The sequence below is a fragment of the Agrobacterium tumefaciens genome, assembly GCF_017726655.1.
In the GTDB taxonomy this organism is placed as follows: domain Bacteria; phylum Pseudomonadota; class Alphaproteobacteria; order Rhizobiales; family Rhizobiaceae; genus Agrobacterium; species Agrobacterium tumefaciens_B.
Window position 1 is genome coordinate 1273116 of record NZ_CP072308.1, and the last position, 20023, is coordinate 1293138.

General features: G+C 59.0%; 21 protein-coding genes. 10 read left to right on the top strand and 11 right to left on the bottom strand.

The features are described from left to right. Positions 1-33: 33 nt before the first annotated feature. Both AT6N2_RS06410 and AT6N2_RS06415 read right to left on the bottom strand, forming a co-directional pair. The gene (locus AT6N2_RS06410) at positions 34-654 is read right to left on the bottom strand and encodes a glutathione S-transferase family protein (RefSeq protein WP_063950840.1); all 621 of its coding nucleotides are present in this window, start codon (positions 652-654) and stop codon (positions 34-36) included. 136 nt (positions 655-790) lie between these two features. Continuing rightward, on the bottom strand, positions 791-1789 hold the full coding sequence (locus tag AT6N2_RS06415; RefSeq protein ID WP_209089380.1) for an asparaginase: 999 nt from the start codon (positions 1787-1789) through the stop codon (positions 791-793). Positions 1790-1862: 73 nt separating this feature from the next. Here AT6N2_RS06415 and AT6N2_RS06420 point away from each other — a divergent pair, with 73 nt between their 5' ends. Beyond that, positions 1863-2615 (top strand): DUF3750 domain-containing protein, encoded by a 753-nt coding sequence (locus AT6N2_RS06420; protein ID WP_209089383.1) that lies wholly within the window; start codon positions 1863-1865, stop codon positions 2613-2615. 4 nt (positions 2616-2619) lie between these two features. On the opposite strand, the gene AT6N2_RS06425 is transcribed toward AT6N2_RS06420, so the two are convergent. Continuing rightward, the gene (locus AT6N2_RS06425) at positions 2620-3963 is read right to left on the bottom strand and encodes a chloride channel protein (RefSeq protein ID WP_209089385.1); all 1344 of its coding nucleotides are present in this window, start codon (positions 3961-3963) and stop codon (positions 2620-2622) included. Positions 3964-4108: 145 nt separating this feature from the next. Here AT6N2_RS06425 and AT6N2_RS06430 point away from each other — a divergent pair, with 145 nt between their 5' ends. From AT6N2_RS06430 to AT6N2_RS06440, 3 genes are all read left to right on the top strand, one after another. Then, the gene (locus AT6N2_RS06430; RefSeq protein WP_063950837.1) at positions 4109-4381 is read left to right on the top strand and encodes a YlcI/YnfO family protein; all 273 of its coding nucleotides are present in this window, start codon (positions 4109-4111) and stop codon (positions 4379-4381) included. After that, positions 4378-4677, top strand: coding sequence for a type II toxin-antitoxin system RelE/ParE family toxin (locus AT6N2_RS06435; protein WP_209089387.1), 300 nt, complete (start codon positions 4378-4380; stop codon positions 4675-4677). The genes AT6N2_RS06430 and AT6N2_RS06435 overlap by 4 nt, the downstream gene beginning before the upstream one ends. Before the next feature lie 117 nt (positions 4678-4794). Next, on the top strand, positions 4795-5310 hold the full coding sequence (locus AT6N2_RS06440; RefSeq protein ID WP_209089389.1) for a hypothetical protein: 516 nt from the start codon (positions 4795-4797) through the stop codon (positions 5308-5310). 73 nt (positions 5311-5383) lie between these two features. Here AT6N2_RS06440 and betA read toward each other — a convergent pair whose 3' ends face one another. The 3 genes from betA to betI all read right to left on the bottom strand — a co-directional run bounded on the left by betA (position 5384) and on the right by betI (position 9226). Then, a complete protein-coding gene (betA, locus tag AT6N2_RS06445; protein WP_209089390.1) occupies positions 5384-7033 on the bottom strand; it encodes a choline dehydrogenase in 1650 nt (549 codons plus the stop codon). A 79-nt stretch (positions 7034-7112) separates the two neighbouring features. Next, positions 7113-8594: a betaine-aldehyde dehydrogenase gene (gene betB / locus AT6N2_RS06450; protein WP_209089391.1), complete on the bottom strand. Its 1482-nt coding sequence runs from the start codon at positions 8592-8594 to the stop codon at positions 7113-7115. A gap of 11 nt (positions 8595-8605) precedes the next feature. Then, positions 8606-9226: a transcriptional regulator BetI gene (gene betI, locus AT6N2_RS06455; RefSeq protein ID WP_144575498.1), complete on the bottom strand. Its 621-nt coding sequence runs from the start codon at positions 9224-9226 to the stop codon at positions 8606-8608. Between the two features lie 367 nt (positions 9227-9593). Between betI and AT6N2_RS06460 the strand changes: the two genes are divergently transcribed. The 5 genes from AT6N2_RS06460 (at position 9594) to AT6N2_RS06480 (ending at position 13600) form a co-directional block, all read left to right on the top strand. Beyond that, entirely contained in the window at positions 9594-9827 is a 234-nt protein-coding gene (locus AT6N2_RS06460) for a ribbon-helix-helix domain-containing protein (RefSeq protein ID WP_063951094.1), read from the top strand. 163 nt (positions 9828-9990) lie between these two features. Beyond that, positions 9991-11793, top strand: coding sequence for a GGDEF domain-containing protein (locus AT6N2_RS06465; protein WP_209089392.1), 1803 nt, complete (start codon positions 9991-9993; stop codon positions 11791-11793). Between the two features lie 88 nt (positions 11794-11881). Beyond that, the gene (locus AT6N2_RS06470; RefSeq protein WP_063950832.1) at positions 11882-12895 is read left to right on the top strand and encodes an NAD(P)H-quinone oxidoreductase; all 1014 of its coding nucleotides are present in this window, start codon (positions 11882-11884) and stop codon (positions 12893-12895) included. Positions 12896-12956: 61 nt separating this feature from the next. After that, a complete protein-coding gene (locus AT6N2_RS06475) occupies positions 12957-13238 on the top strand; it encodes a toxin-antitoxin system TumE family protein (RefSeq protein ID WP_063950831.1) in 282 nt (93 codons plus the stop codon). Beyond that, the gene (locus AT6N2_RS06480) at positions 13235-13600 is read left to right on the top strand and encodes a helix-turn-helix domain-containing protein (protein ID WP_209089393.1); all 366 of its coding nucleotides are present in this window, start codon (positions 13235-13237) and stop codon (positions 13598-13600) included. The genes AT6N2_RS06475 and AT6N2_RS06480 overlap by 4 nt, the downstream gene beginning before the upstream one ends. Before the next feature lie 494 nt (positions 13601-14094). On the opposite strand, the gene AT6N2_RS06485 is transcribed toward AT6N2_RS06480, so the two are convergent. From AT6N2_RS06485 to AT6N2_RS06505, 5 genes are all read right to left on the bottom strand, one after another. Then, a complete protein-coding gene (locus tag AT6N2_RS06485; protein ID WP_063951093.1) occupies positions 14095-15162 on the bottom strand; it encodes a sulfate/molybdate ABC transporter ATP-binding protein in 1068 nt (355 codons plus the stop codon). 11 nt (positions 15163-15173) lie between these two features. Then, complete coding sequence (gene cysW / locus AT6N2_RS06490) at positions 15174-16046, bottom strand: sulfate ABC transporter permease subunit CysW (RefSeq protein ID WP_063950829.1); 873 nt, start codon at positions 16044-16046, stop codon at positions 15174-15176. Continuing rightward, positions 16039-16896: a sulfate ABC transporter permease subunit CysT gene (gene cysT / locus AT6N2_RS06495; RefSeq protein WP_063950828.1), complete on the bottom strand. Its 858-nt coding sequence runs from the start codon at positions 16894-16896 to the stop codon at positions 16039-16041. Before cysT ends, cysW begins: the two co-directional genes overlap by 8 nt. 199 nt (positions 16897-17095) lie before the next feature. Further along, on the bottom strand, positions 17096-18121 hold the full coding sequence (locus AT6N2_RS06500) for a sulfate ABC transporter substrate-binding protein (protein WP_063950827.1): 1026 nt from the start codon (positions 18119-18121) through the stop codon (positions 17096-17098). Between the two features lie 459 nt (positions 18122-18580). After that, positions 18581-19021, bottom strand: a complete 441-nt coding sequence (locus tag AT6N2_RS06505) for an RrF2 family transcriptional regulator (RefSeq protein ID WP_063950826.1) — start codon at positions 19019-19021, stop codon at positions 18581-18583. A gap of 204 nt (positions 19022-19225) precedes the next feature. Here AT6N2_RS06505 and AT6N2_RS06510 point away from each other — a divergent pair, with 204 nt between their 5' ends. Next, positions 19226-20023 carry a phosphoadenylyl-sulfate reductase gene (locus AT6N2_RS06510; protein WP_209089395.1) on the top strand — a complete coding sequence of 266 codons (798 nt, stop codon included), beginning with the start codon at positions 19226-19228 and terminating at the stop codon, positions 20021-20023.

Genomic DNA, 20023 nt, shown 5'->3' on the forward strand with positions numbered 1-20023 from the left:
CTCAGGGCCGGAACGACGGAAGTACTGGGCCTCTCAGCCCCGCTCCCCGGCAAGCGCCCGCTGCACCGCCGGGCGGTCGTTCATGCGGCGGAAGTGGTCGTGCACTTTCGGGAAACGGGCGATATCCACACCGTCGCTTTCCAGCCATCCGGACATGACGAAAAGATAGGGATCGGCGACCGAATAGGCCGTGCCCAGAACCCATGGGCCGTGCAGCATGCCGTGCTCGATCAGTTCGAAACACTCGCCCATGGTCTGCGGCACCTTGGCTTTCATATCTTCAAGCGAGCTATCCTTGCTCGCCCAGCGACTGCCGCGACGGCCATGGGCGTGAGCGACGTGTACCGTCGATGAAATGAAGCCGTTGAACGATTGCATCAGTGCAAATTCAAAGGGATCGTCGAGCGGCGCAAGCTTCTTTTCCGGCGCCATCTGGGCAATGAAGGCGAGGATGGCGGGCGTCTCCGTCAGCACGCCGCTCGCCGTCGCCAGCGCTGGCACGCGGCCCTTGGGATTGATCTTCAAAAATGCCTCGGAGCGTTGCTCGCCTTCCGCGAAATTGACGCGGTGGGCCTTGTAAGGCAGGCCGGATTCCTCCAGCGCGATATGGCTGGCGCGGGAGCAGGAACCGGGGGAGAAAAACAATGTGAACATGGATATGCGACCTCCAAAGCAATGAAGCGCCCACCTCTTCCTCATGCGGACACCGCCCTGCGAGTGCCATGGGGTGGCCGTCACGCGCGGGGGGCGCGCCATCATCGTGCCGGCAAACGGCGGCGTCAAAGGTTATTTAGAGACCGACGACCCTGATATCGCCGACATGGATGCCGTTCCAGTTGCGCATCTGCCGGTTCGCCATGCCGCTCAGCGCCTGCTGCTCGGCACTGCCTTCATCAAAATGGCGGGCGAGCAATGCCGAGACCATGGCCTCCGCCGCACGCGTCGTGCCGTCTTCGCATTTCACCGCCATGGCGATGCCCTTTTCCGGCAGGGCGGCAACGAAGACGCCTTCCGCGCCGGTCTTGGCAAAAATCTTGCCCGGCGCGATCTGCATCAGCTTCGTGCAGGCACGGCCCGTGCCAGCCACGTAAAAGGGTTCGGCCATGCAGGCCTCGATGAGACGGCGCGAGGCTTGCGCGCGTTGTGCCTCGAGCCCCCTGCCCGTCGCCATTTTTGCAAAGCCATGCGCCAGCCCCTTCAGCGGCACGGCATAGGTCGGGATGGAGCAGCCATCCACGCCGCAATTGTCATGGCCGAGAGCAGCACCTGTCAGGCTTGCCATCGTCGCGCGGATTTCCCGCTGCAGCGGGTGGTCATAACCGACATAGCCTTTTGGATCCGTGCCGGTGTGGCAGCAGGCGCAGATGAAGCCGGAATGTTTGCCGGAGCAGTTATTGTGAAGCGCCGTCGGCTGCTCCATCGTTCGCGCCTGATGGATGATGGTCTTCTGGTCCGAAGACCAGTGCGCGCCGCATTCCAGCGTATCGACATTCCGGCCCGCTTTCGCAAGCATGGCGGCGGCGAGCTCTGCGTGGGCGTCCTCCCCGGAATGGGAGGAACAGGCAAGCGCAAGTTCGCGGTTGCCGAAACCGTAGGCATCCGCCGCACCGCTTTCCACCAGCGGCAGCGCCTGCATGGCCTTGCAGGCCGAACGCGGGAAAATGCCGCGCTCGATATCGCCAGCGGAAAACAGGACCCCGCCATCGCCATCCACCACCACGGCGAGGCCCTGGTGACGGCTTTCGACGAGATTGCCCCTGAAGACTTCGACGGTAACGGAATTGTTCATTCTCTCAGCCTCAAAAAATTCTGATTTCATGTGGTTGATAGCGCAATTGATTTTTCGATGCACGGGGCTGCCGGTGAAATTTGCTAAACGTCTGCTGCTGGCGATTGCCGTCATCTATCTGCTGCCGGCACTGGCATCGGCCGGGCTGTGGGCCATGAAGGACCATCCGCGCGGCTGGAGCGCCGCCAGATGGTCATCGTCAGGCATGCTGCCGCCCGCCTCGAGCGACGGGCAAGCCGCCGTCTACGTTTTTTCCGCCATGACCGGAGGCTTCAAGGGTTCCGTTGCCAGCCACGCCTGGGTGGTTCTGAAAAAACCTGACGCTACGAGCTATGACCGTTACGACAAGGTGGGCTGGGGCACGCCGATCCGCCACAATGGATATGCGGCGGACGCCTATTGGTATTCCAACATGCCACGCCAGGTGGTGGCCATTCACGGCGCAGAGGCGGAAAAGCTGATCCCCAAGATCGAAAAGGCGATTGCCGACTATCCCTATGGCAAGCCGGGCGGCTATCGCATCTATCCCGGCCCCAACTCCAACACCTTCGTCGCCCATGTGCTGCGCAGCGTGCCCGAACTCGGCGTCGTGCTGCCGCCGGACGCGGTCGGCCGCGACTATCTGCCGGACGGCGCATTCTACCACATCGCCGACGACTGGAAGGATGCAAGCGTTTCCCTCGGCGGGTTGTTCGGCATTTCGGCGGGTGCGCGCAGCGGCTTCGAGATCAACTTCCTCGGTCTCGTGGCCGGCATCGATTTCGCTCGGCCGGGCGTGAAGATACCGGGACTCGGTTATTTCGGGGTGGCGGGCATCAGGGCTTGAGACATCACGTTTCAGTGGCCTGAGCGGCGCGTCTGGCGCGAATGCTCTGGGCGATGAAGACCCGTGACAGGCCGTGATAAAGCGGTTCGCGAGAAAAAAGCCGAGACGTGAGATATCCCAGCATCGATGCGGCCATGATGGGTATGACGCCCTCATGATTGCCGGTCATTTCGAGAATGATGACAAAGGCCGTCATCGGCGCCTGAACCACGCCAGCGAAATATCCCGCCATGCCGACGATGGCACCAAGGCCGATGCTTGTACCGAGCAGGCCGGCCATGGTGCTGCCGAAACCCGCACCGACCGACAGCGATGGCGCGAAAATGCCGCCGGGGATGCCAGACATCATGGCCAGGAAAGTCGCCGCCAGCTTTTCGATGAAGAAGAAAGACGGCGCAGCCTCCCCCTCTATCGCCGCACGGGCCTGCTCGTAACCGGTTCCGAACGTCGCGCCACCTGTTGCGATGCCGATGACGGCGGAAGCAAGGCCGCAAGCTGCCGCAACAGCGAGCATCCGCTTCAGCGGCATGGTCTGGGCGAAACGGCGGATACGCGCAGAGAGGCGCAAAGCACCAGCGCTGAAAAGAGCGCCGAATGCACCACCGCCGACACCGCAGACAAGCACCAGCAGCCAGTCCATCGTCGTTTTCGCCATGACCGAACTGGTGCCGAAATAGGTATAGCTGCCCACCAGAGCCAGCGAGGCGAGGCCCGACAGGATGACGGCTGTCAGCACAAGGCCGTTGGCGCGGGATTCATAAGTCTTGCTCATCTCCTCGATGGCAAAGACGATGCCTGCCAGCGGTGTGTTGAAGGCCGCCGCTATGCCCGCCGCCGAGCCGGCGAGGATGAGACCCTTTGCCTGCGCCATACCGCCCCAGCGGGCGGCCTGCAGCATGATGGAGGCCCCGACCTGAACGGTCGGTCCTTCACGGCCAATCGACGCTCCGGACAATAGACCGGCGACCGTCAGCACAACCTTGCCAAAAGCAAGCTTCAGCGACAGAAGCCGCGAACGATCCGCGTCGTCGCGCAGGTGCCGGGCGGCGATGGCCTGTGGAATGCCGCTACCGCCGGCATTGGGGAAAACCGTGATCGCGAGCCAGGCGCAAAGGGTGAAGCCGAGGGGCGTGATGATGAGCGGCAGCAGAAACGCCCATTTGCCTGAGGACGTCGCTGCGAAGAAAAGGTGCTGGGCGCGGTCCGCCGCCCATGCGAAACCCACGCTGATAAGGCCGACGGCAATAGCCCCAACCCAGAAAACCGCCCTTGGCTTCCAAATCCGCCATGAACCCCAGACGACACGGGAGCGGCGGAGCATTTTCAGCTTTTTGTAGTCAACGGGCATGGCGGTCCAGATCGGTGATTTCGGTACAGAAGGGTAGGACGGCCTTTTATCTGCCTGGATATCCAGGTTTGCAAGTTTTGCGTTTGACTCTTTCCAGGAGGTGAAAGAAGATGTGCATCGCAAATGCAACGCATAGAGAGACAAGATGAAAACCGCAACGTTGCCTTCACTGCGTGTTACCGCCGATTTTCGTGAAGCTGCAGAAAGTGTGCTGAAGGATGGTGAAACACTGTCGTCCTTCGTTGAAAACTCTGTAAGGCGGGAAGTTGAAATCCGTAAATCGCAGGCGGAGTTCATTGCACGTGGGCTGGCGTCACTTGAGGAATCCAAACGCACGGGGATTTTTTATTCCGCCGAAGAGGTCCATGCGGAACTGCGGGCGATGCTCGCAGCCAAGAAAGCTGAGCGCGGCCAGTGACGTTCAATCTCCGGTATACGATTGTAGCCAGAGCAGACATAACCCGGCTATATAATTTTCTACTGGAAAAGGATTTTTCGACGGCGGAAAAAGCCGTGGACCGCATTATTTCGACGATTGAGGGACTGAGCGAATTTCCTTTCGCAACGCGCAAGGCGCCGGGGCACAACGCAATCTTACGGGAACTGATCGTTCCATTCGGATCTTCCGGTTACATCGCCCTCATTCAAATCGAAGATGCGGAAACAGTCTCCATCCTCGCAATCCGCCACCAGCGCGAGGACGATTATCTTTAAGCATCTGTCAATTAAATATTGAAAAGATATGTCCATTTAAATATTAAATACACTCAATCAATAATACTTTGAATTTTCGGATTTATATTTATATTAATGTTATCAACAGGATTTAAAATGGCGCTTAACTACGACACCCAGGTAGAATTAATTTTTCCGGCCGTTCTTTTTCAAGATTCAAATGCGGCCGCAATCTTGATGAAGGCAGGTATCGATATCGAATCGCCCACCAATAAGATATTATTGTTCACAGATTCACGGACTGTCGCGGCACTGAACGCGGCGGACGAAAATGTCAAAACGGCGTTATCTAATAGCGGGATCGGTCTCGTTTTATTCGGAAGCAATATTCAGCTCAGGGTCGATTTTCTCTTTGAAGCATTGCGTGAAGTGTCTGCGAAATATGCCGGGGAACCTCTTAACCTTGCGATCCTGGATATCATGCGTTTTGTACGTTCAGGGATGATGGGAAAGCTAAATCCGAATCCTTTCGCATCCCAACTCCCCCCTTCTTCAGAAAAATTCGATCTGTCCGCCGCCTTAATGGCAATGGCCTCACCTGAACAAATGAACAAGCCAAAAGCGCCTGAACATCGGAGCCCTTTCCGAATATTCGGACGGCGAAAATCGTAGATCTTTACTCTGAGATCAAAACAGTAGGCTATTGCCAGCTTTTGTCCCAGTGGTGAAGGATGATGAAATGCATTCACCGGTCGCTGACGGCCGCGCGCGGGTTTACCCATGGCTCCTGATTGGAACGCGGCAGCGGGGTTTTGCCGAGAATGTGGTCCGCCGCCTTTTCGCCGGTCATGATCGACGGGCCGTTCAGGTTACCATAGGTCACGTGCGGGAAGATCGAGCTGTCTGCAACACGCAGGCCCTCCACACCGATCACGCGGCATTCGGGATCGACAACCGCCATCGGGTCGTTCCTGTCGCCCATGCGGCAGGTGCCGCAGGGATGGTAGGCGCTTTCCAGATGCTCGCGCAGGAAGGCGTCAATCTGGTCGTCCGTCTCGATGCTCTCACCCGGCTGGATTTCCGGCCCGCGAAAATCGTCGAATGCCTTCTGGCCGAAGATTTCGCGGGTCAGGCGCACGCAATGGCGGAATTTTTCCCAATCTTCAGGGTGGCTCATATAGTTGAAGCGAATGACGGGCTCGTCTGAGGGATCGGCGGAGCGCAGCGTGACGTTGCCGCGTGATTTCGACAGGTTGTAGCCGACATGCGCCTGAAAACCATGGCTTTTCGCCGCCGCCTTGCCGTCGTATGAAATGGCGACGGGCAGGAAATGATACTGTATATCCGGCTGCTTGAGCCCGGGGGCGGAGCGCAGGAAGGCGCAGGCCTCGAACTGGTTGGAAGCACCGAGGCCGCCTTTCGACAGCAGCCATTGCGCACCGGCCACGCCCTGCCAGAACCAGGGCAGCCACGAATAAAGCGACACCGGCTTGGTGGACACCTGCTGGAAATAAAACTCCATATGGTCCTGAAGATTTGCGCCGACGCCGGGGCGATCCGCCTTCACCTCAATGCCCATGTCTTTGAGATGCGCGGCAGGGCCGATGCCCGAGAGCATCAGCAGCTTCGGCGAATTGAAGGAGGAAGCCGAAACGATGACCTCGCGACCCGCCTTGATGGTCTCCACCACACCCTTGCGCTCGATTTCGACAGCGACGGCGCGACCGTTTTCGATGACCACCTTGCGGGCGAAACCGTTGACCAGCGTGACATTGCCGCGTTTCAGCGCCGGTTTCAGATAGGCGTTCGCAGCAGACCAGCGGCGGCCATTGTGAATGGTCTGCTCCATCAGGCCAAAGCCTTCCTGTTTGGAGCCGTTATAGTCATCGGTCAGTTCAAACCCCGCCTGCGCGCCCGCCTGAATGAAGGCGTGGAAAAGCGGATTGCTGACCGGCCCGCGCTGCACATGCAGCGGCCCATCCGTGCCACGCCAGCCTTCTTCGCCGCCATGGCTGTGTTCCATGCGCTTGAAGTAAGGCAGCACATCCGCATAGGCCCAGCCATGCGCACCGAGTTCTTCCCAGCGGTTGAAATCCTCGGCATGACCGCGCACGTAAACCAGGCCGTTGATGGAGGAGGAGCCGCCGATGACCTTGCCGCGAGGGGCGGTGATGCGGCGATTGTTGAGATTGGGCTCGGGTTCGGAGAGATAACCCCAATTGTAGCGCTTCATGCTCATCGGCCAGGCGAGCGCCGCCGGCATCTGGATGAAGGGGCCGAAATCGGAACCGCCGGCCTCGATGACGATGACGGAATAGCGACCGTCTTCCGACAGGCGGTAGGCGATGGCGGACCCTGCGGAGCCGGAGCCGACGATGACGTAATCTGCTTGCATTGTTTGCTCTCTCCGATGAGCGGTTGTTCCGATTAATTGACTGTCAGTGGGTGGGGCTTCCCCCCCTCTGCCCTGCCAATTAATAAGGCGCTTCCACCTTCCCCGTGTTCACATACACCGTCTTCAACTCGCTATAATGCTCCAGCGCCGCCGCCGAATTCTCTCGGCCGAAGCCGGATTGCTTGGAGCCGCCGAAGGGGATTTCCACCGGGCAGAGATTGTACGTATTGATCCACAGCGTCCCGGCTTCCAGCCCATCCACCACCCGGTGGGCGCGGGCGAGGTCGGCGGTGAAGACGCCGCCGGCCAGCCCGAACTCGGTGGCGTTGGCACGGGCGAGAACCTCTTCCTCGTCGTCAAAATCCAGCACACACATCACAGGGCCGAAGATTTCCTCACGGGCGATGGTCATGTCGTCGGTCACATCCGCGAACACAGTCGGCTGTACATAGGCGCCCTCACCCGCAACATTGTTGGGGATGCCGCCGCCGGTGATAAGCGTCGCGCCTTCCGCCTTGCCCTTTTCAATGTAGGACAGAACCTTCTCCTGCTGGGCCTTGGATACGAGCGGGCCGAGATGGGTGGCGTAATCGAGCGGATCGCCAAGGATCATTGCTTCCGTGCGGCTTTTCAGGTTTTCGAGGAAGCGGGCCTTTGCCTTTTTCTGCACGAAAACCCGCGTGCCGTTCGAACAGACCTGACCGGACGAATAGAAATTGCCGAGCATCGCACCGCCGACAGCGCTTTCGATATCGGCGTCGTCAAAGACGATCAGCGGCGACTTGCCGCCAAGTTCCATGGTGACATGCTTCAGATGCCCCGCAGCGGCAGCGGCAACCTTGCGACCGGTCGGCACCGAGCCGGTGAGAGAAACCTTGGCGACATCGGGATGATTGACGAGCAGCGGGCCAGTATCACGATCGCCCTGGATGACGTTAAACAGACCCTTTGGCAGCCCGGCTTCGATCAGGATTTCGGCAATCTTCAGGGCACCGAGCGGCGTGTTTTCCGAGGGCTTGAAGACCATGGCATTGCCGGCGACGAGTGCGGGGGCGGCCTTCCAGCAGGCGATCTGCTGCGGATAGTTCCACGCGCCGATGCCGACGCAGACGCCGAGCGGCACACGTTTCGTATAGGCGAAATCGCCGCCAAGCGGGATGTAATCGCCATTCAGCGCGGAAGGCGCGATGCCGCCGAAAAATTCGAGGGCATCCGCACCCGAGGTCGGATCGGCGACAATCGTTTCCTGAATAGGCTTGCCCGTATCCAGCGTCTCCAGCGTCGACAGCGCCTCGTTGCGTTCGCGCATGATATCGGCAGCGCGCTTGAGGATGCGGCCACGGGCCATGGGGCTCATCGCCGCCCATTCCTTCTGGGCGCGTTTTGCGGAGGCGATAGCACGCTCGACGATGGCGGGCGTTGCCGCATGCAGACGTGCAATCACCTCGCCGGTAGCCGGAAAGATGCTCTCGATGACAGTGCCGGCATTGTCCTCGACATAGTCGCCGTCGATGAAATGCGAGGCTTTCGGCTGCGCCTTAAGCGGCGTGGCGATGGTCATATCGAAGTCTCCTAAAGAGTGCGGATGGATGGCTTGGCGCGCTGTCCATCGGGAAATGATTTGAGCTGCATGTCGAAATAGTCCTCGACAAGTGCCGGGGCGGAAGCGATGCCGAGTGGGGCGGACCGCAGGCTGTGCCTGATGTAAAGCCCGTCAATCAGCGCCGCCGCCCCTTCCGCAATGCGCGCGGCGTCGTCCGGAGGGCAGAGCCGGTTCAGGCTTGCCATGAGATTGGACCGGAGACGGCGGGAATAAATCACCAGCAGGCGGCGGGTTTCTTCCGAGCGCTGCGCCTCGACATAAAATGCAAGCCATGCCGCCACTGTCTCGGGTGTGAACTGGTCGCTCTGGAAGGAGACATGCACGATAGCACTCAGCCGCTCGCGCGGGCCGGAAGCGCGGCTCAACGCCGCCACGGCGTCGCACCTGAGGTCGCGCAAGAGGCTGCGGATGGTTTCCAGCAGGAGCTGCTGCTTGCTGCCGAAATAATGGTGCGCAAGAGCCGCCGACACCCCCGCTTCGCGGGCGATGTCAGACATTGTCACATTCAGCGAACCATGGTGGCCTATGGTGCGTAATGCCGCATCCACCAGCGCCCTGCGGCGCAGAGGCTCCATTCCGATCTTGGGCATCGTCATCTCCTTGATGAAGCGCAAATTATTCTTGATTGATCGATCAATCAATAAAAAATGCGCCATTTTATGTCGCTGATTTGCGATGGATCATGTTTTCCTCCGCCGAGAGGTGACAGTTTCACGCCAACAGGCTGGCGGCGCGAAGCGATGTCGTCGCCCTGCTCAGAGGGGAAAAACTAAACCGTGATATACCGCGAATTGGGAACAGGATGCGTTTCGTGCTATTATGGTCGCTGATACAAATTTCGCTGGAAGCGGCGCCAGACGAAAGACGATAAAAAAGCCCGCCATAGACCACGACGGCAAGCGATCCGAATTGGAATCGACGCACCGCTCGCAGCGTTTAAAGAAGGGAGTGATATGCATGCCCATGGTAACAGTATCGATTTCCCCGGAACAGGCAGCAAGAATGCGCGAAGCCGTGAACTGCGGCGCTTATGCCTCCGGCAGCGAGGTGGTTCGCGAGGCGTTGCGTCTTTGGGCGGCTTCCACCGCGCATGGCGCCGGCACCTCACGGCAGGATGCCGACGCTGACAGAGAGCGCCTGGATGTGGCCGATCTTTATGCCGCCCATAGCGCACACGCGCGCCGGGCCTGATATTCAGCGTAGCAACCCCTTGATATAAAAGGGTTTGCAACAAAAACTTCACGAAAGCTTCACAGTGATGAAAGCTTTTGTTGACCTGTGATCTGCGATTGTTCGTCCAAAAATAATGGGCCTCGTGGCTTAAAGCCCGGGGAAGGACAGGAGCGGAGACAAAATGCAGGCCGTCACGCTGGAGAACGATGCCATCAGGCGCTTCGCTTCCGGGCACATGTTTCCTATGGCAAAGCTGGTGCTGGAAACGGCATTTCAGCCGATTGTCGAGGCAACGACAGGCACGATTTTCGGTTATGAATCGCTGATGCGCGGCCATGACCGGCTGGGTTTTCCCAATCCGCTGGCGCTTCTCGATCAGGCTGCTGCCGATGGCGAGTTGAAGGCCTTCGAGCAGATGCTCGCAAGCAGGGCGCTGGCGAAATTTTCCACCCTGCCCGACTTCTCCTCCGCCACGCTTTTCCTCAATCTCGATGTGCGGCTCATTCCGAATGGCGATGTCATTCTCGACAAGCTCGTCGGCCATCTGGCCCGTGCAGGCATTCCCGCCTCCTCCATCTGCTTTGAGCTTTCCGAACGGTTCGACAATACCAGCGTCCCTGAATTCACGTCGCTGATCGCCCGCATGCGCAAGGAAGGTTTCAAGCTGGCGATCGACGATTTCGGCGCCGGCCACGGCGAAATGAAGCTGCTCTGCGACTTCCCGCTGGATTACCTCAAGATCGACCGGCATTTCATTTCCGGTCTCGACCATCAGCCCCGCAAGCAGCACCTCGTGCGCAACATCGTCAACATCGCCCATGTTCTCGGCGTGCGCGTGATTGCCGAGGGCATCGAAACCGAAGCGGAATTTCTTACCTGCCGCGAATTCGGCGTCGATCTGGTGCAGGGCTGGCTGATCGCCAAGCCGACGGTCTTTACCAGCGAATTGCCAGAGAGTTTCCCGCACCTGAACCGCATGGGCGTGGCGCGGCGCAACAGCCAGACGCTGGACGAGATTTTGATCCGTCGCGAGATCGAGCGCCTGCCCACCGTTTTCGAACATGACAGTGTCGACAGCGTCTTTGAGCTCTTCCGCAGAAACCCGCAGCAGGCCTTCTTCCCGGTTCTCAACGCCAATGGCGAACCGCGCGGCGTTATCAACGAATATCACCTCAAGGAATATATCTACCGGCCCTTTGGCCGTGACCTGCTCAAGAACAAGATCTATGAGCGTACCATTTCTCATTTCGTCGACCCCGCACCAATCGTCGGGCTTGACGCCGATGCGGACCAGTTGATGAACATGTTCGCCAGCATGGGCGGCAGCGCTTGCATCATCCTCACCGAAAACATGCGGTATGCCGGCATCGTCTCTGCCGCTTCGCTGATCAAGGTCATCAATGAAAAGCAGCTGAAGATGGCGCAGGACCAGAACCCGCTGACGGCGTTGCCGGGCAACCGGGCGATTGGCGGCTTCATTGCCGACAGCTGCAGCGACGGCGACGAGACGCGTTTCTTCTGCTATTGCGACTTCGATAATTTCAAGCCCTTCAACGACAAATACGGCTTCAACGCTGGCGACCACGCCATCACCCTGTTTTCGGCGCTGATGCGGCGTTACTTTTTCGCCGGGGACTGCTTCCTTGGCCATATTGGCGGCGACGACTTTTTCATTGGCGTGCGTGACTGGTCCGTCGAAGAGCTGACGGAAATACTCGGGCGGCTGCTCAGCGATTTCCACGACGATGTCGCCGGGCTCTATTCCGACGAAGACCGTGCCGCCGGATGCATGAAGGGCCAGGACCGCAACGGCAATGAACGGGACTTTGCGCTGCTGCGCTGCTCCATCGGCGTCCTCACCTTGCCGAAAGGATCGATCATCGCCAATCCCGAGCGGATCGGCAGAGAGATTGCCGGCGTCAAGGCGGCCGCAAAAGAAAACGAAGGTGGTCTCGTTGTCAGAGTATTCGGCGAGGCAAACTGACATCAGCGACAAACGGCCTCCTTCCATCGGGCGTCCATCTGACCTACATCTTCAGATAACGCTGATAAGTAAGGAGTTGCTCCCGGCCATGCCCAACACGACGACCCTGCCCGAAACAATGCGCTTCATCGATCTACCGTCCCATGGCGGACCGGAGGTCATGAAGATCTCACAGGCACCTCTGCCGAAACCCGCAAAAGGCGAGATTCTCGTGAAGGTCGAGGCAGCAGGGGTCAACCGTCCGGATGTGGCGCAGCGACAGGGCACCTATCCGCCACCCAAAGGTGCAAGTCCCATCCTCGGGCTCGAAATCGCCGGCGAGGTTGTTGTGCTTGGCGAAGGCGTCGATGAATTCAAGGTTGGCGACAAGGTCTGCGCGCTCGCCAATGGCGGCGGTTATGCGCAATATTGCGCCGTTCCCGCCGGGCAGGCCCTGCCCTTCCCCAAAGGTTATGATGCGGTCAAAGCCGCCGCATTGCCAGAGACCTTCTTCACCGTTTGGGCCAATCTCTTCCAGATGGCGGGCCTGACGGAAGGTGAGACCGTGCTCATCCACGGCGGCACCAGTGGCATCGGCACGACGGCGATCCAGCTTGCGAAAGCCTTTGGCGCGGAGGTTTATACAACGGCGGGCTCGGCGGAAAAATGCGAGGCCTGCGTGAAGCTCGGCGCCAAACGGGCAATCAATTACCGCGATGAGGATTTCGCTGACGTCGTGAAATCCGAAACCGGCGGCAAGGGCGTCGATGTGGTTCTCGACATGATCGGCGCGTCCTATTTCGAAAAGAACCTTGCGGCGCTCGCCAAGGATGGTTGCCTGTCCATCATCGCCTTCCTGGGGGGCGCCGTGGCCGAAAAGGTCGACCTACGCCCGATCATGGTCAAACGCCTGACCGTCACCGGCTCCACCATGCGGCCGCGCACTACCGACGAGAAGCGCGCCATCCGCGATGAGCTTGTCGAGCAGGTCTGGCCGCTCATCGAAAGCGGGCAGGTCGCACCTGTCATCAATCGGATCTTCACGCTTGACGAGGTCGTGGATGCGCACCGGCTAATGGAAAGCAGCAGCCATATCGGCAAGATCGTGATGCGGGTGTCGTGACGTTTGAGCAAGATCGTTGTTTTCATTGACAACACAGCAAAGTGTTGTCAAGAATAACAACATGAAGGCCGTTCTGCTCGAAAAGACGCGCAAAGTGATCAACGAGACGACCTTCTTTGAGGTTGTCCTGTGGCATCTGCCTGAGCCTGTTCCCGGAAGTCTTCACCCGTTCAAATATCGGCTGGCGCTGGTGATCAAAGGGGAATGTGTTCTGCGTTATGACAATGAACCCGGCAAAGGCGATCATCGTCACATGGACGGGCGTGAAGACACCATCGCCTTCACCACGCTCGAAGCCCTGTTCGATGCTTTTCAGGCGGATATGGAAAGGATTTTGTCATGACCGCACTCACCATCCGTCTCAGCACGATCAAGGATATCAAGAGCCGCTTTGTTGCCGCCGGTAATCTGGCCATGTCTGGAGAGCCGGTGGAGGCGAAACCGTCTGTCGAATTTTCAAGCTATGAGGACCTGCACCGCATTCTCGCGCCGCTTCGCCTTGCCATCGTCAAAGCTCTGGCCGGACAGGGACCGCTTTCTATCCGGGAGGTTGCCCGTCGGGTCGGACGGGACGTACAGGCCGTTCATCGCGATGTGACGTCGCTCCTCCATGCGGACATAATTGAACGGAACGAGGCTGGCATCGAGTTTCCCTATGACAGCATCCACTTCGAATTCGACGTGAAGGCCGCGGATGCGGCATAGGTGCCGGGCGTCCCCCAAGAAGTAATCCCTCTTGCATTACTCACGAATCGTACTACCTTCTATTTATGTTCAACGTATCGGAAGGAGGTGATCCAATGTCTAGTGAGATTTCGGTCTCTGGTGCAGGCAATGGAAAGGGTGGTTTTGCGACGGGGCAGCCCTCGTTGTAAATCTCTTTTGCCTTCGGAACGTTGAGAAACAGTCCCGGGTCTGTAAACAGGACCAAACTCATGGAAGGGTCGCTTAGGCGGCCCTTTTCCGTTTCTGCGTATTTCTTCGAGTATCGGGGAGATCTGCGCCTCGAGTGCCGGTGCGGCAAGCTCTATGCTCGATGCTACTGGTGAAATGTCTCTTCCGTCATGCCGGGCTTGACCCGGCATCCAGCCGGCGCGCGGCTGCCCGACGAGAGGACTTCTTTCAGCCCAAGGACTTGGGCTGGCTGGATACCGGATCAAGGCCGGCATGACGGAGAAGTGGGGGCAGCGACAAAATCGTCAATCGCCAACTGCGGTCACCTCTCCCTGCCTCTTCCCGAACACCTTCCACCGCGTCGGCCGGAACCGCAGTTCGGCGCCCACCGCCACGGCGGCGTTGAGCGGCACTTCGATTTCGAGGTGATAGGGCTCATGGCCGTTATTGGCGATGTCGATTTCGGCGATGCGGGTGCCGGCAAGGCGGCGACAGGTGGTGACCTTGCCGTAAAGCGCGTCCTTCTCGTCCGTCAGCACCACGTCTTCCGGCCGGAAGAACAATTCGCCCTCGCCTGCGCCGCTTTCATTTACGCCGATGCTCTCGCCCTGGAACAGCACATGGCCATCACGGATCGTGACCGGCAGGCTGGAGGATTCGCCGATGAAGGAGAAGACAAAAGGCGAGTTGGGCGTATCGTAGACATCGTCTGCCGTGCCGACCTGCTCGATCTTGCCCTGGCTCATGACAACGACGCGGTCCGCCAGTTCCAGCGCTTCTTCCTGATCATGGGTGACAAAGACGGTGGTGTGGCCCGTGCGGTCATGGAATTCGCGCAGCCAGCGGCGCAATTCCTTGCGCACTTTGGCATCGAGCGCGCCGAAAGGCTCGTCGAGAAGCAGCACCTTCGGCTCGATGGCGACGGCGCGGGCAAGCGCCACGCGCTGGCGTTGACCGCCGGAAAGCTGGGTTGGATAGCGCTTTTCAAGGCCCGAGAGATGCACCATGTCGAGAAGTTCGGACACGCGTTTGCGTATCTCGGCTTTCGGCGGGCGGCTGGCGGAAGGGCGTACCTTCAAGCCGAAAGCGATGTTGTCGGCCACCGTCATATGGCGGAACAGCGCGTAATGCTGGAACACGAAACCGACATTGCGCTCCTGCACCGTGCGGTGTGACGCGTCTTCGTCGCCGAAGAAAATCTGACCCTGCGTTGGCTGTTCGAGGCCGGCGATGAGACGCAGCAGCGTCGTCTTGCCGGAACCGGAAGGACCAAGCAGTGCGATCAGCTCGCCGGAGCGAATGTTGAGCGACACGTCGTTCAGCGCCGGAAAGCGATCAAACTGCTTGGTGATGCCGGAAACTTTCACTTCCATGAAGATGCCTTTCAATGCTTGCCGGCTGCGTTGCCCGCGCCAAAGCGTATTTCGAGAATGGTTTTGAGAACGAGGGTCACCAGAGCCAAACCGGCGAGCAGCGTCGCGACGGCGAAGGATGCGCCGATATTGTACTCATTATAGAGTATCTCGACATGCAGCGGCATGGTGTTGGTCTCGCCGCGAATATGGCCAGATACGACGGAGACGGCCCCGAACTCGCCCATGGCGCGGGCGTTGCAGAGCAGCACGCCGTACAGCAGGCCCCATTTGATGTTCGGCAGCGTGACGTACCAGAAGGTCTGCCAGCCCGATGCACCAAGCGAAATCGCCGCCTCCTCATCGCCATTGCCTTGATCCTGCATCAGTGGGATGAGCTCACGCGCGACGAAGGGAAAGGTCACGAAGATGGTGGCGAGCACGATGCCCGGCACCGCAAAGAGGATCTCGATGCCGTAACTTTTCAGCCATGGCCCGAGCACGCTGTGGGCCGAAAAAAGGATGACATAGACCAGGCCGGAGATAACCGGAGAGATCGAGAATGGCAGGTCGATCAGCGTGATCAGGAACGCCTTGCCCTTGAACTCGAATTTCGCAATCGCCCAGGCAGCCATCACTCCGAAGATCAGATTGAGCGGCACCGAAATGGCGGCGACGAGCAGCGTCAGGCGAATGGCCGAGAGCGCGTCCGGCTCGACGATCGCCTCCCAGAAGCTTTCCGTGCCCTTGCGGAAGGCTTCGAAGAAGACCGAAACCAGCGGCAGGACGAGAAAGGCGGCGAGGAAGACGAAGGCGATGGCCATCAGCGCCAGTCGCGCGGCCAAGCCTTCACTGGCGGGGTCGCGGAACGGTCGCGGCGTGGCACGGGATGCGGTGTCAGACATATCCGTACCTCCTGCGGCTCCAGGCCTGAATGAGATTGATGAGGAACAGCATGGCAAAGGAGATGATCAGCATGATGGTGGCGATGCCGGTGGCCGCCGCATAATTGAACTCCTCCAGCCGGATAACGATGAGGAGCGGCGCGATTTCCGACACGTACGGAATATTGCCGGCAATGAAAATGACCGAGCCGTATTCGCCCACGCCGCGCGCAAAAGCGAGCGCGAAACCGGTGAGAATGGCGGGTGTGAGGCTCGGCAGCAGAATGCGGGTGATGGTCTGGAAACGGTTGGCGCCGAGCGTTGCCGCCACCTCCTCCACCTGCCGGTCGATCTCCTCCATGACCGGCTGCACCGTGCGCACCACGAAGGGCAGGCCGATGAAGATCAGCGCGATGACGATGCCGGTCGGCGTGAACGCGATCTTGATGCCGAAAGGTTCAAACAGCGAACCGACCCAGCCGCGATTGGCGTAAAGCGCCGTCAGCGCAATACCCGCGACCGCCGTTGGAAGCGCAAAGGGAAGGTCGACAATGGCATCCACGAAGCGGCGGCCGGGAAAACGGTAACGCGTGAGAACCCAGGCAACAATGACGCCGAAGACCACATTGACCAATGCGGCAAGGAACGCCGTGCCGAAGCTGACCCGCAGCGCATTCAGCGTACGGCTATCCGTGGCAATCGCAATGAAATCTGCAAAACCGAGTTTTGCCGTGGACCAGACAAGGCCGCCAAGCGGAATAAGAATGATGAGAAACAGATAGGTGACGGTGTAACCAAACGTCAGGCCGAAGCCCGGTATGACGCTCGATTGCCGCCACTTCCACCTGCTCCCGGAAATATTATTGCTCATCAAGGCTCCGGATAATCTTAGTTTTTGAACATTTCCGGGACAGTCAACCGAGGTCTGCCCGTCCTGAAAGTGCTCTCTGGGAGCCGGTATTCCCCCGGCGCTTATTATAAAGTATCGACCGGCATGGCGTCCGGTCGATCAGGTTCTGATTTGTCTTGTCCCATGGGACGGGGTAACGACGCTTCACCCCATCATCCGCTTACTTCGCGGGCTTGTAAATCTGGTCGAAGATGCCGCCGTCACCAAAATGTTCCGGCTGCGCCTTAGCCCAACCGCCGAAGATCGGGTCGTCAATGGTGACGAGCTTGATATCGGGCAGCTGCTTCAGCAGGTCCTTGGAGACAACGGCCGGGTTCGACGGACGATAAAAGTGTTTCGCCGCAATATTCTGGCCCTCGTCGGAATAGAGATATTGCAGATAGGCTTCGGCCGCCTTGCGGGTGCCCTTGGCGTCGACATTGGCGTCAACCACGGCGACCGGCGGCTCGGCCAGGATAGAGATCGGCGGAACGACGATATCGAAGGCATCGGCACCGAATTCCTGCCCGGCCAAATAGGCTTCGTTTTCCCAGGCGAGCAGCACGTCGCCGATCTGGCGCTGTGCGAAGGTGACCGTGGAGCCACGGGCGCCGGTGTCGAGAACCGGGGCGCGCTTGTAGAGTTCGCCGACATAGGCCTTGATCTTGTCCTGGTCACCCTTGAACTCTTCATTCGCCCAGGCCCAGGCCGCCAGATAGTTCCAGCGCGCACCGCCCGAGGTCTTCGGGTTCGGCGTCACGATCTGCACGTCGCCCTTCACCAGATCGCCCCAATTATGGATGCCCTTGGGGTTGCCCTTGCGAACGAGGAAAACGATGGTGGAGGTGTAAGGCGAGGAATTATGCGGCAGGCGGCCGCGCCAGTCCTTGTTGATCTTGCCGGAGTTCTGGACGATGGCGTCGATGTCGCTCTGCAGCGCCAACGTCACGACGTCGGCTTCCAGACCGTCGATCACGGAACGCGCCTGCTTGCCGGAGCCGCCATGCGATTGCTGGATCGTGACGTCTTCGCCGGTGTCGGCCTTCCACTTCTTGGCGAAAGCCTCGTTGAAATCCTTGTAGAGTTCACGGGTGGGATCATAGGACACGTTCAGCAGCTTGGTCTGCGCGGCGGCCGAGCCAGCTGCGCCAAGTGCCAGTGAGAGGCTGAGCGCGACAACGCTCAAACCGGACAGAAGCTTGGACATCGGTATTCCCTCCTGATTGCAATGGCTTAACTCTACTGGTTGAGTAGAGTTGGTCAATGAGGCCGAATACGATCGAAAAAGTGTTTCCCTTGAGCGTTTCCACGGGCAACAAATACAGCGCAGCATAAGCGAAAGGCGCAACAAGCGTCGTGTAAAACTTTGCCGGATGCAAAAGCGTTTCACATTTTTGCCGATTTTTTGCCGCGACGGCGAAAAATATTAGATGGTCTTAGACGATTTTTTCGTTTGGAAGGAACGAGGCAGGGGGATCATTACAATCTCCTCATCCGTCATTCCGGCCTTGAGCCGGAATCCAGCCAGCCCAAGTCCTTGGGCTGAAGGAGTCGTTTCGCCGCGCAGACGCGCGTCGGCTGGATTCCGGCTCAAGGCCGGAATGACGGACAGGTTGAGAACCCTCGTTGCAAACTCTCGACAGCGAAACGTGAAAAAAGACGAGTGTCAGGCCGTCAAAAGCTCGGGCACTTCGACACCGGCCACGGCATCCGCAACGGTCGTGTTGAACAGGATGTTACGCGTCGCATCGGCCACACGGGCAAAGACGTGGCGGATCTCGCACTGCTTCTCGCCATCGCAATCCTCGCAGCGGCGATAGGCGGTCTGTGAGAGGCAAGGCAGAGGAGCAAGGGGGCCGTCGATGAGCCGCAGCACCTCGCCGAAGGTGATATCATCCGCCGGGCGCGCCAGAAGATAACCACCCTGCTTGCCGCGCCGGCTCTCGACAAGGCGTTCCTTCTTCATTTCGAGAAGGATCTGCTCCAGAAACTTTTTCGGAATGGCCTGTTCGCGGGCAATGTCGGAAATCTGCACAGGGTAGCCGCCGTCGGCCTTGGCCAGCGAAAGAAGCGCCCTCAGCGCATATTTTGCCTTCTGCGAAATCATCGTAAAACCAGTAGATCACAAGCCCGGATACCCGGCAATCACGGCTTAGCGCAGAAGTTGTCACAATTCAAATCCAGGCTGCGAACAAGGTGAACGGGCATCTTTTGCTCATAGCACGCGCGCGAGAGGCATTTTTGCTCTGAAGTGCAGCGCACAAAGACTGTCATTTCTCGTCCAAAGCGCCGATTTCAACAATAATCGGCCATGGAAATCCCGGACGTGACAATGAACATCAATTCAGCGACCATCAATTCAGTAAATGCCTCTGCCGATGCCGCTTCCCTGGACGCCACGCTGGCCGGGCTGGATCTGGCGGGTCGGCTTTCGTTTATCGCCGGCCTTGGCGGGCGCGCGGTCTTCACCACCAGCCTTGGCATCGAGGATCAGGTCATCACCGCCGCTATCGGCACCCATCGCCTGCCGATAGACGTTGTCACGCTGGAAACCGGCCGTCTTTTCAAGGAAACCGTCGATCTCATCGATGAAACCGAGGAGCGTTTCGGCATCGAAATCCGTCGTTTCCGTCCCGAGCAGGACGATATCGACGCCTATGTCGAAAAATACGGCCTTAATGGTTTTTACGAAAGCGTTGAAGCGCGCCACGCCTGCTGTCATGTCAGAAAGCTGATTCCACTCGGCAAGGCGCTTAATGGTGCCGCCTTCTGGATCACCGGCCTTCGCCGCGGCCAGTCGGGCAACCGCGCCACGACGCCGTTCGCGGAATTCGATGCGGATCGCAATCTCATCAAGATCAACCCTTTGGCTGATTGGGATATCGATCTCATCAAGGCGCATGTCGCCGAGGAAAACATTCCCGTCAATCCGTTGCATCAGCGCGGTTACCCGTCCATCGGCTGCGAGCCGTGTACGCGCGCCATCAAGCCCGGTGAGCCTGAGCGCGCCGGACGATGGTGGTGGGAAAACGACGAGAAGCGCGAATGCGGTCTTCACGTCGCCGGTGCGGAGCAGACCTCCGCCGTTTCCGCCATCCCGCAACGATAA

What these genes read in the sequence shown, in the direction of transcription:
- AT6N2_RS06410 (WP_063950840.1), bottom strand. Translation starts at nt 654, where the DNA reads ATGTTCACATTGTTTTTCTCCCCCGGTTCCTGCTCCCGCGCCAGCCAT.
- AT6N2_RS06415 (WP_209089380.1), bottom strand. Translation starts at nt 1,789, where the DNA reads ATGAACAATTCCGTTACCGTCGAAGTCTTCAGGGGCAATCTCGTCGAA.
- AT6N2_RS06425 (WP_209089385.1), bottom strand. Translation starts at nt 3,963, where the DNA reads ATGCCCGTTGACTACAAAAAGCTGAAAATGCTCCGCCGCTCCCGTGTC.
- AT6N2_RS06430 (WP_063950837.1), top strand. Translation starts at nt 4,109, where the DNA reads ATGAAAACCGCAACGTTGCCTTCACTGCGTGTTACCGCCGATTTTCGT.
- AT6N2_RS06440 (WP_209089389.1), top strand. Translation starts at nt 4,795, where the DNA reads ATGGCGCTTAACTACGACACCCAGGTAGAATTAATTTTTCCGGCCGTT.
- betA (WP_209089390.1), bottom strand. Translation starts at nt 7,033, where the DNA reads ATGCAAGCAGATTACGTCATCGTCGGCTCCGGCTCCGCAGGGTCCGCC.
- betB (WP_209089391.1), bottom strand. Translation starts at nt 8,594, where the DNA reads ATGACCATCGCCACGCCGCTTAAGGCGCAGCCGAAAGCCTCGCATTTC.
- betI (WP_144575498.1), bottom strand. Translation starts at nt 9,226, where the DNA reads ATGCCCAAGATCGGAATGGAGCCTCTGCGCCGCAGGGCGCTGGTGGAT.
- AT6N2_RS06460 (WP_063951094.1), top strand. Translation starts at nt 9,594, where the DNA reads ATGCCCATGGTAACAGTATCGATTTCCCCGGAACAGGCAGCAAGAATG.
- AT6N2_RS06465 (WP_209089392.1), top strand. Translation starts at nt 9,991, where the DNA reads ATGCAGGCCGTCACGCTGGAGAACGATGCCATCAGGCGCTTCGCTTCC.
- AT6N2_RS06470 (WP_063950832.1), top strand. Translation starts at nt 11,882, where the DNA reads ATGCCCAACACGACGACCCTGCCCGAAACAATGCGCTTCATCGATCTA.
- AT6N2_RS06475 (WP_063950831.1), top strand. Translation starts at nt 12,957, where the DNA reads ATGAAGGCCGTTCTGCTCGAAAAGACGCGCAAAGTGATCAACGAGACG.
- AT6N2_RS06480 (WP_209089393.1), top strand. Translation starts at nt 13,235, where the DNA reads ATGACCGCACTCACCATCCGTCTCAGCACGATCAAGGATATCAAGAGC.
- AT6N2_RS06485 (WP_063951093.1), bottom strand. Translation starts at nt 15,162, where the DNA reads ATGGAAGTGAAAGTTTCCGGCATCACCAAGCAGTTTGATCGCTTTCCG.
- cysW (WP_063950829.1), bottom strand. Translation starts at nt 16,046, where the DNA reads ATGTCTGACACCGCATCCCGTGCCACGCCGCGACCGTTCCGCGACCCC.
- cysT (WP_063950828.1), bottom strand. Translation starts at nt 16,896, where the DNA reads ATGAGCAATAATATTTCCGGGAGCAGGTGGAAGTGGCGGCAATCGAGC.
- AT6N2_RS06500 (WP_063950827.1), bottom strand. Translation starts at nt 18,121, where the DNA reads ATGTCCAAGCTTCTGTCCGGTTTGAGCGTTGTCGCGCTCAGCCTCTCA.
- AT6N2_RS06505 (WP_063950826.1), bottom strand. Translation starts at nt 19,021, where the DNA reads ATGATTTCGCAGAAGGCAAAATATGCGCTGAGGGCGCTTCTTTCGCTG.
- AT6N2_RS06510 (WP_209089395.1), top strand. Translation starts at nt 19,226, where the DNA reads ATGGAAATCCCGGACGTGACAATGAACATCAATTCAGCGACCATCAAT.